Annotated in this window: 1 pseudogene; it reads right to left on the reverse strand. The window is 45.3% G+C overall.

The features are described from left to right. Window positions 1–92: 92 nt before the first annotated feature. Window positions 93–791: pseudogene (locus tag R7Q46_RS26370) on the reverse strand (NAD-glutamate dehydrogenase domain-containing protein); the annotation flags it as partial.

Consider the following 791-nt stretch of genomic DNA (forward strand, 5'->3'; position numbering starts at 1 on the left):
AGTTACAGTGTCACGTTAATGGCCGGAATTTGGTGTTTGCGGATACAAAAAAGCCTCGCATTTACGAGGCTTTTTCTAATAAGTTAACTCACCTACTCGTTTGAAGAGCAATTCAAATTAAGCAGTACCAGTTCACGAAGAGCTACCGAGAATTTGGCAAATTCATGTACAGAACCGACTTTGAACTCATTAAGGATGCTTTCCCAACGATGAAGTGATTGTTCGTTTGCTTCCATCCACTCTTCAAGCGCTTGCATTACATCAAGATCTTCGTTTGCACACGCGCAGTTGAGAACTTGCGCTGTCAACTGACGTTGTTGCCAATCTAGGTCTTCTCGGAATGCCGCGCGAGCTAGAGCTTGCCAGTTGTTGTCGACAGCTTGGCTATTGATTTGTTTCAAGAACCAGTGCAACGACAAGCGATCGCCAAGGTTGAAGTATAGCTTCGATGCTTGTTCAACCGTTTTGCCAGTTTCACTTGCAACCGATGAAATATCCAGTGCCGATTGAAGGCTCGATAGACGTGCTACTTGATGGGCCAGTTTTTCTTCTACCCCACGCTCCATCCATGTTTGAGCCAACTCATTGTGCTCTTCCACTTCAGATTCAACCAGCATGCTATCAAGAGTTTCAGTAATGACATTCACATCTTGTTTGTAGATTGCAATCAACTCACCAACGGTAGATTTACCGCTGCGATTACGCAGTAACCAACGAGCAATACGACGTAGTGCGCGGCGTACGTAGAACATGATCTCGTACTGTGCATCTGCCGTTGCAACGTTGTCTAA

The organism is Vibrio sp. 811, assembly GCF_033339195.1.